Annotated in this window: 11 protein-coding genes and 1 pseudogene; 1 reads left to right on the top strand and 11 read right to left on the bottom strand. The window is 74.0% G+C overall.

What is annotated here, in order from left to right:
- From FK498_RS15280 to nth, 9 genes and pseudogenes are all read right to left on the bottom strand, one after another.
- A pseudogene (locus FK498_RS15280) lies at positions 1-208 on the bottom strand (hypothetical protein); the annotation flags it as partial.
- A 317-nt stretch (positions 209-525) separates the two neighbouring features.
- Positions 526-876 carry a hypothetical protein gene (locus FK498_RS15275; RefSeq protein WP_141856024.1) on the bottom strand — a complete coding sequence of 117 codons (351 nt, stop codon included), beginning with the start codon at positions 874-876 and terminating at the stop codon, positions 526-528.
- Between the two features lie 202 nt (positions 877-1,078).
- A complete protein-coding gene (locus FK498_RS15270) occupies positions 1,079-1,930 on the bottom strand; it encodes a dienelactone hydrolase family protein (RefSeq protein WP_141856022.1) in 852 nt (283 codons plus the stop codon).
- Positions 1,931-1,932: 2 nt separating this feature from the next.
- Positions 1,933-2,571, bottom strand: coding sequence for a phosphoribosylanthranilate isomerase (locus FK498_RS15265; RefSeq protein ID WP_141856020.1), 639 nt, complete (start codon positions 2,569-2,571; stop codon positions 1,933-1,935).
- Between the two features lie 8 nt (positions 2,572-2,579).
- Positions 2,580-3,293: an orotidine-5'-phosphate decarboxylase gene (gene pyrF, locus FK498_RS15260; RefSeq protein ID WP_141856018.1), complete on the bottom strand. Its 714-nt coding sequence runs from the start codon at positions 3,291-3,293 to the stop codon at positions 2,580-2,582.
- A gap of 46 nt (positions 3,294-3,339) precedes the next feature.
- Positions 3,340-3,684, bottom strand: a complete 345-nt coding sequence (locus tag FK498_RS15255; RefSeq protein WP_141856016.1) for a lipopolysaccharide assembly protein LapA domain-containing protein — start codon at positions 3,682-3,684, stop codon at positions 3,340-3,342.
- A gap of 14 nt (positions 3,685-3,698) precedes the next feature.
- The gene (locus tag FK498_RS15250; protein WP_141856014.1) at positions 3,699-4,019 is read right to left on the bottom strand and encodes an integration host factor subunit beta; all 321 of its coding nucleotides are present in this window, start codon (positions 4,017-4,019) and stop codon (positions 3,699-3,701) included.
- Positions 4,020-4,048: 29 nt separating this feature from the next.
- On the bottom strand, positions 4,049-4,963 hold the full coding sequence (sppA, locus tag FK498_RS15245; protein ID WP_141856012.1) for a signal peptide peptidase SppA: 915 nt from the start codon (positions 4,961-4,963) through the stop codon (positions 4,049-4,051).
- Between the two features lie 78 nt (positions 4,964-5,041).
- The gene (nth, locus tag FK498_RS15240) at positions 5,042-5,704 is read right to left on the bottom strand and encodes an endonuclease III (protein WP_237560966.1); all 663 of its coding nucleotides are present in this window, start codon (positions 5,702-5,704) and stop codon (positions 5,042-5,044) included.
- 119 nt (positions 5,705-5,823) lie between these two features.
- Here nth and FK498_RS15235 point away from each other — a divergent pair, with 119 nt between their 5' ends.
- Entirely contained in the window at positions 5,824-6,321 is a 498-nt protein-coding gene (locus FK498_RS15235; RefSeq protein WP_141856008.1) for a DUF2244 domain-containing protein, read from the top strand.
- Between the two features lie 37 nt (positions 6,322-6,358).
- Here FK498_RS15235 and FK498_RS15230 read toward each other — a convergent pair whose 3' ends face one another.
- Positions 6,359-6,829 (bottom strand): helix-turn-helix domain-containing protein, encoded by a 471-nt coding sequence (locus FK498_RS15230; RefSeq protein WP_141856006.1) that lies wholly within the window; start codon positions 6,827-6,829, stop codon positions 6,359-6,361.
- A gap of 183 nt (positions 6,830-7,012) precedes the next feature.
- The coding region (gene lnt, locus FK498_RS15225) for an apolipoprotein N-acyltransferase (RefSeq protein ID WP_141856004.1) at positions 7,013-8,493 on the bottom strand (1,481 nt) is incomplete at its 5' end.

Raw genomic sequence — 8,493 nt, 5'->3', positions numbered from 1 at the left:
CGACGATGCCGCGCTGGCCGCCGCCGTAGATCGGCGTGGCGGTGCGCGCATCGAAGCCGCCGCCGGCCTCGCCGGTCACCGGGCCGGCCCAGCCGCCGCCGAAGGCCGGGTTCGCCGCCGGGCCGGGCACGCCCTCGCTCGCATGTGCGGGCAGGGCGAGGCCGCCGAGCGCGAGGGCGGAGAGAAGCGCGAGAGTGGTCCTGGTCATGGTCGATCTCCGTGAGAGGGACGGCGCGTCATTGCGCTATCGTCCTGCGGGAAGGATGACGTTCCGCGTTTTCCGCGGCGATCATCGCGATTTGCAGAAGCTTTCCTGACCTTGCCGCAAGGATGCGCCCGCCGCACGCGCAGGATCCGGATCCAACTGGGCCGACGAAGCGCACCGGACTCGCGGGCGCGGTTCGCGCTCGTTCCGATTCGTCTCCGATGCCGTCGATCGGATGTCCAAAGCGGCCGGCATGGCGGCGGACCACGGACAGCGGCCCCCCGCCCGGACTGTCCGGGTGGGGGGCGCCGCGGCCCGCCTCAGCCCCGCTGCGCCGCGATCAGCGCCGCGAGCACGCGCTCGGCGCTCTCCTGTACGCCCAGGCGCACCGCGAGATGGTACGAGAAGCCGCCGCCGGCCTCGCCGGTCACCGTCACGGGCTGGCCGCCGCCGTAGATCGGCGTGGCGGTGCGCGCGTCGAAGCCGCCGCCGGCCTCGCCGGTCACCGGGCCGGCCCAGCCGCCGCCGAAGGCCGGATTCGCCGCCGGGCCGGGCACGCCCTCGCTGGCATGCGCGAGATTGCCGCCGGAGGCCCAGTCCTGCGCCTGCGCGGGCAGGGCGAGAGCGCCGAGGGCGAGGGCGGAGAGAAACGCGAGAGTGGTCCTGGTCATGGCATGTTCCTTTCGGGTTCGGGTCAGTCCGGCAGCGCTGCTGTCGGGTATTCGACGGCGTCGCCGCCTTGGATGCTTCTGAGATGCGCCGTTCCCGCGCCTGTGACCAACGCGCGCTTCGGATGAGGCAAATCGGGCGGACCGATGTAATCGGTCGTTTTCACATGTTTCTGACCGATTGCAGGCTTGCGCCGGCGCGCGCTCACCCCAGCAGGTGGCGCCGCACCTGGGCGCGCAGGATCGCATCCGAACGCGCCCGGCTCTCCGCACAGCCGCCGCCGGCGACGCCGAGGCAACGGCAGCGCGCGACCGCGCGGCGCCGGCCCTCGAGGTCGTGCGCGTCCCATTCGATCCCGGTCGAGAGCTCGCGCCACCGGCCGGGCGCGATCTCGACGAAGCGGCAGTCGGCGTAGCTGACGCCGGACGGGTGCGACCAGCGCCCCGCGCCGGAATCCCAGCCATGCATCGCGCCGGGCAGGCCGAACACCTCGACCTCGGAACCGCCCGCGCGCAGGGCCCCGGCGAGATCGAAGCAGGGCGCGTGGCCGGTATAGGTGTCGGCGAGGCCGACGATCAGCACGACGGGCGCGCCGGTCGTCGCCATGTCGTGATAGCGCGTCTCGCAGCCGGGATAGAGCGCGACATGCAGCGCGAAGCGCCTGGGTCCTGCGAAGCGGCGCAGGGCCGCGCGCCAGGCCGCGCTGCCGCCCTTCGAGACGCCCATCACCCCGGCGCGCGCCGCATCGATGCGCGCGTCGCAGGCAAGCGCATCGAGGGCGGCGTGCGCGTCGCGCGCCATCGTCTCGGAGGAGAGAAGTTCCTGGTCCGTGACGGTGCGGCGGATGCCGCGGGGGCCGAAATGGTCGAGCATCGCCACCGCCACGCCCTCCGCCGCCAGGAGCCCGACGTAGCGGCGGTGCCAGCGCAGCAGCCCGCCCGAGCCGTGCACGAACAGCATCACCGGCCAGGGCGGCGGCAGGCGGGGCGGATGCAGCGTGCCCGCGAGCGCGAGCCCCGCCGCATGCGCGAGCCGGACCTCGAGCCGCTCCTCCATCGTCACGCGCCGCGCGCGGCGGCGATGAAGGCGCGGATCAGGCCAGGATCCTTCACGCCGCGCGCCCGCTCCACGCCCGAGGACACATCCACACCCGGCGCGCCCGAGGCGGCGATCGCCTGCGCGACGTTCGCCGGCGTCAGCCCGCCGGCGAGCAGCCACGGCACGGGCACGTCGAGGCCGCGCAGGATCGTCCAGTCGATCGGCACCGCGTTGCCGCCGGGAAGCAGCGCGCCGGGCGGCGGCTTGGCGTCGAACATCATGAGGTCGGCGACAGGGCCGTAGCGCGCGACCGCCGCTTCGGCCTCGGCGCGCGTCGCGATGCCCACGGCCTTCATCACGCGCAGCCCGAAGTGCGCGCGGACCGCAGCCACGCGGTCCGGCGTCTCGCTGCCGTGCAGCTGCAGGATGTCGAGCCGCACGGCGGCGAGCACCGCCGCGATCGCCGCGTCCTCGGCATCGACGAACAGCCCCACCCGCTCCGGCCCGTCCGGGGCCAGCGCCGCGAGCCGTGCCGCCTGTCCGGGCGAGACCGCGCGCGGCGAGGGCGGAAAGAACACGAAGCCTAAAAGATCGGCACCCGCCTCCGCCGCAATCCGGAACGCATCCGGATCGTTGACGCCGCAGATCTTCACCCGCATGAGGATGGTCAGCGGAGCGAGGCGGCGATCGCGTCCGCAGCCGCCGCCGGGTCGGGCGCGCGGGTGATCGGACGGCCGATCACCAGCCAGTCCGCGCCCGCCGCCACCGCCTCCTCCGGCGTGGTGACACGCGCCTGGTCGTCCGCCCGGCTGCCGACCGGGCGGATTCCCGGCACGACGAGCGGCACCGACCGCCCGAGGGCCGCGCGCAGCGGCGCGACCTCGAGCGGGCTGCACACCAGACCGTCCGCCCCTGCCGCGATCGCCAGCCGGGCGAGCCGCAGCACCTGCGAGGCGGGCGCGTCCTCCACCCCCGTGGCGGCGAGATCGGCGGCGGTGAGGCTCGTCAGAACGGTGACCGCGAGGATCATCGGCCGGTCCGCCCCGGCCGTCTCCGCCGCCTCGCGCGCCGCCGCGACCATCGCCCGCCCGCCGGCGGCGTGCACCGTCAGCATCGCGACCCCGAGCCCGGCGGCCGAGCGCACCGCGCCGGCCACCGTGTTCGGGATGTCGTACAGCTTGAGGTCGAGGAACACCGGCAGGCCGGACTCGCGCACCGCCGCGACCGCGGCTGGCCCGGCAGCCGCGAACAGTTCGAGCCCCACCTTGGCGACGCCGATCCGCCCGGCGAGCGCGCGCGCCCAGGCGGCGGCCTGCGCGCGGTCCTGGGTGTCGAGGGCGGCGACGATGCGGGCGGCGGGGGTGGCGGGGCGCGCGATCATGCCGCGCCGATACACCACATCGGCCGTCCCGCCAAAGGGTGGCGGTTCAGCGCGCCACGAGCTCGGTGGAGGGGGAGACGCGCCCGGGCGCGGGGCGTCGCGCCTCGGCCTGCGCCAGCCTGTCCTTCAGCGTGCCGACCTCCGCCTGCAGCACCTCGACCGACCGGCCGAGCCGGCGCGCGCGCGTGCGGTACGGCAGGCAGGCGAACCACGCGATCGCCGCGCCGAACAGGAAGGCGATCGCCGCTACCGCCAGCACCGCGACCGAGAGCGGCAGCACGATGCGGGCGTCGAACGGCCAGAGACCGAGCGCGACAGGGGCGGTGTTCGAGACGACGAACAGCACCACCAGCACGGCGGCGAGCGCGGTGACGATCCAGATCAGACGCATGCGCCGCCCCCCGATCAGCCCTGCGCCGTGGCGACCGCCGCGCGGCGGGCCGGTCCCGGCCTGTTGATGCGTTCGCGCAGCTCCTTGCCCGCCTTGAAGAAGGGCATGCGCTTGCTGCCGACCTCCACCGGCTCGCCGGTGCGCGGGTTGCGGCCGATGCGCGGGGCGCGCGCCTTGACGCTGAAGGCGCCGAAGCCGCGCAGCTCGACCCGGTCGCCGCGCGCCAGCGCCGCGGTGATCTCGTCGAACACCGTCGCCACGATCGCCTCGACGTCGCGCTGCATCAGGTGCGGATTGAGCCGCGCCAGCTCGGCGATCAGTTCCGAACGCGTCATGCCCCGGCTGTCCGTCCGCCTCCACGCCCTCACTGCAGCGAAGGGTGCCAGACGGCGAACAACCCGTCAAGGCTAAGTCGTTCATCTGAAACGGCTTTTCTGGCATCGCGCAGGAGCCGCGAGAGCCAGCGCCGCTCGCCCGCCGCCGTGACGTCGCGCAGCGGCAGGTCCGCCGGCACGCCCTTCTCGGCGGCGAGCCAGGCGCGTGCCTCGGCCTCGCCGCCGATCGCGTCCACCAGCTTCGCCGCCAGCGCCTGGCGGCCGGTGAAGACGCGCCCGTCGGCGAGCGCGCGCACCTCCGGCTCCGCCATCCCGCGGCCCTCGGCGACCATGGCGATGAACTGCGCGTGCAGGTCCTGCACCACCGCGGCGAGCGCGGCGCGGCCTTCGGGGCTGAGCGGGCGGAACGGGCTCGGCTCGTCCTTCAGGCTGCCGCCGGTGATCGCCTGGGCGGAGATGCCGAGCCGCTCCATCAGCCCGGAGAACTCCACCGTCTGCATGATCACGCCGATCGAGCCGGTGACGGTCGCCTCGCGCGCGAAGATGCGCTGGGCCGGCAGCGCGATCATGTAGCCGGCGGAGGCGGCGGTGCCGCCCATCACCGCGACCACCGGCTTGGCCCTCGCGACCTCGGCGAGCGCGCGGTGCAGCGCCTCGCCGCCGGCCACCGTTCCGCCCGGGCTGTCGATCGCGACGATCAGCGCGCGCGCGCGCCCGTCGCGGGCGAGGTCGCGCAGCGCCTGGTCGCGCTCGCGATCCTCGGTGATCAGGCCGGTGACGGCGAGGCGGGCGACATGGGCGCCGAGCAGCGTGCGCGCGGGACCGCTGTCGCGCAGCGCGACGGCGGCGGCGGCGAACACGGCAAGGATCGCAACCACGCGCCAGAGCGCGAGGCCGCGCTTGAGGCGGCGGCGGTCGATCAGCAGATCGGTCTCGAGGGACATGGAGGAAACATATCATGGGGGGACGACGGTCGTCCTCCCATCACCCCTGCGCAGGACGCACCCCCCTCGCGGTCCGGGCTATGGCCGGTTCGGCTGGGCTTGCGGCGCCTCGGCATTCCTCCCTTCGTACCGGCACCAGGGCTTCGCAACGCAACGCCAACATTCCGGTCTGCGCGCCTTGCACACATACCGCCCGTGCAGGATCAGCCAGTGATGCGCATCGCGCAGATACGCGCGCGGAATGCGCCTCACCAGCGCCTCCTCCACCGCGCGCACGTCCTTGCCCGGCGCCAGCCCGGTGCGGTTCGCCAGCCGGAAGATGTGGGTATCGACCGCCATCGTCTCCTGCCCGAAGGCGACGTTCAGCACCACATTCGCGGTCTTCCGCCCCACCCCGGGCAGCGCCTCGAGCGCGGCGCGGTCCGCCGGCACCGCGCCGCCATGCCGCTCGACCAGGAGGCGCGACAGCGCGGCCACCGCGCGGGCCTTGGCGCGCCACAGCCCGATCGTGCGGATGAAGGGGGCAATCCCCTCCTCGCCGAGCGCCGCCATCCGCTCCGGCGTCGGCGCGGCGGCGAACAACCCGCGCGTCGCCTTGTTCACCGCGGCATCGGTCGCCTGGGCCGACAGGACCACCGCGACCAGGAGCTGGAACGGCGAGGCATAGTCGAGCTCGGAGCGGGGGTTCGGATTGGCGCGCGCCAGCGCCTCGATGAAGGCCCGCACATCGGCGTCGGGCATGCGTTTGGCGGTCGGGCGCCTGCGTGCGGCCTGGGGCATCCCCCGCTTCATGCGACGGCCGCGGCGGCGGCGCAATCGCCGCACTTATCGAGGCGCCGGGACGGTCCTATCTTCGCGCCATGACAAGGCCGGATGACCCACCGGTCTTCGCGGCCACGCTGACGCCCCAGCGCAGCCTGACCGGCCGCGGACTGCGGCTGGCGGCCCTCGTGCTCGTCGCCGGCGGCGGCGCGGTCGCGGCGCTGTTCCTCGTCCTCGGCGCGTGGCCGGTGGCCGGCTTCGTCGGCGTGGAACTCGCCCTTGTGCTCGGACTGCTGCTGATGCACCACCGGCTCGGGCGGACGACGGTCGAGGAGGTGGTGCTGCATGCGCACGCGCTCACGGTGACGCGCCGGCGGGGCGGCCGATCGGTCGCGCGCTGGGAGTTCCCGCCGGGCTGGCTGCGCGTGAGCGTGGTCGAGGACGAGCACGGCCGGGCCGCCGGGGTGCTGCTCGCCTCGCACGGGCGGCGGCTGGCGATCGGTCGCTTCCTCAGCCGCGAGGAGCAGACGGAACTCGCCGCCGCCCTGCGCGCGGCCCTCGCCGCCTGGCGTGCGCCGGCGATGCTGGCGTGCTGACCGTCCCGCCCCTCGCCCCCCCCGCGCGAGCCCAGCGTCAGTTGCCGGGCGGGTGGTCGATCGGCGCGAGCGACTTGATCAGGTCGAACACGCGCTTGCGCACGGCAGGATCGGTGATGCGGTAGTAGGCGCGCACCAGTTCGAGCGTCTCGCGCCGGTGCAGCGTCTCGTCGTCGAACCCCTCCTGCGGCTCGGCGAAGCCGACCGCGCGGCGTACCGCGGAGCCGCCATACTCCTTCGCCAGCGGCTCGGGCATGTCGTCGAAGAAGAAGCTGATCGGCACATCGAGCACGCGCGCCAGATCGAACAGACGCGAGGCGCCGACGCGGTTCACCCCGCGCTCGTATTTCTGCACCTGCTGGAAGGTGAGCCCGAGCGCCTCCCCAAGACGCTCCTGGCTCATCCCGAGCAGGGTCCGCCGCAGCCGGATCCGACTGCCGACATGGACATCGATCGGGCTCGGGCGGCTCTCCCGCTCGGCCTTCTCGGTGACTTCCTCAGCCATCATCAGGTCCCCCTTTCGGCCGGAGGCTGGCAACCCGATCTCGCTCATCCGACCATCGTCCCCCCAAGGCACGACCGGGAATGGCAGGTCCAGTCGCGGGTTAAATTTAGACGACACAACCGCAGCGCGTCAACGCCGCACCCATACGGCGGAAAAAATATCAGTCATGCCAAGATTGGCTTATTTTTAAGACATTACATGCCTCTGTCTGCGCAGCGCCGTCGCAACCAGCGCGAGTCCTAGCGCCAGCACCAGCGGACCCACCCTCCCTGCACGCGCGTAGGGCGTCGGCGCCCGCGGTGCCGGCAGCGGCGCGGCAATCACGCCCATGCGATCGAGCCCGAGCGAGGCAACGGTGCGCCCGCGCGCATCGAACACGGCCGAGACCCCGGTATTCGCCGCGCGCACCAGCGGCAGCCCCTCCTCCACCGCGCGCATGCGCGCCGCGGCGAGATGCTGGTACGGTCCGGACGAGACGCCGAACCACGCGTCGTTGGTGAGATTGAGCAGCCAGGCCGGGCGGGCATCCGCCGCCACCACCGCACCGGGGAAGATCACCTCGTAGCAGATCAGCGGGCTGAAGGGCGGCAGGCCCTCGAGCGCGAGCGTCTGCGGCCCGGGACCGGCCGAGAAGTCGAGATTGCCCGGCACCACCGTCTCCACCGGCAGCCAGCCCCTGAGCGGCACGTACTCGCCGAACGGCACGAGGTGGTGCTTGTCGTAGACCGCCAGCACATCGCCCGCGGAACCGATCGCAAGCAGACTGTTCCAGACGCGGATCGGCGGGGTGTGCCCCTCCGGCTGCCGCTCCAGGCGCACGCTGCCGGCGATCAGCACCCCCGCGCCGGGCAGCGCGCCGGCGGCGAGCGCACGCGCGGTCGCGTCCGCGTCCAGCATGTAGGGACTCGCCGTCTCGGGCCAGATCACGACCAGCCGCGCCCCCTCCTCCGCCGGCGGCGCCGATGCGGTCAGCGCGAGGTAGCGGCGGAAATGCGCGATCCTGAGCTCCTCGCGCCACTTGTGCGCCTGCGCGATGTTGCCCTGCACGATGCGCAGCGCCACCGGCGCGGGGGCCGGCTCCTCGGCGGCGAGCCGGACCAGGCCGACCACCGCGCCGCCAGCGAGGATCGCCCCGCCCGCCGCCCAGGCCGCCCGCCCCCAGACCAGCGGCAGCGAGGCGAGCACGACCGTCAGCGCCGAGAGCCCATGCGTGCCGATCCAGGCGGCCCCCTGCACGGGCAGGGCGCCGAAGGCCCAGACCGTGCCGAGCAGGTTCCACGGGAACCCCGTCAGCAGGAAGCCGCGCGCGATCTCGCCCAGCGTCCAGAGCCCGGCGAAGGCGAGCACGCGCGGCCAGCCCTCGGGCCAGAGGCGCGCCAGCACGACCGGCAGGGCAATGAACAGCGCGAGCCCCGCCGCGATCGCGGGCACGGCGAAGGGCACCAGCCAGGCGAAACGATCCGCCTCCGTCAGCAGCGCGTTGGAGATCCAGTAGAGCCCGGCGCTGAAGTGGCCGAACCCCCAGGCCCAGCCGACACCGAAGGCGCCGCGCGGCCCCGCGCGCGACCCGGCGAGCAGCAGCAGGCCCGGGAAGGCGAGCCAGAGCAGCGGCACGAGGTGGAGCGGCGGGAAGGCGGCCGCCGCGAGCGCGCCGAGCGCGGCCGCGG

It is taken from the genome of Elioraea sp. Yellowstone (genome assembly GCF_006704265.1).
Taxonomy (GTDB): Bacteria; Pseudomonadota; Alphaproteobacteria; order Acetobacterales; family Acetobacteraceae; genus Elioraea.
Note: the sequence above shows the minus strand (reverse complement) of the source record. Positions and strands in the feature narration are given on the sequence as shown.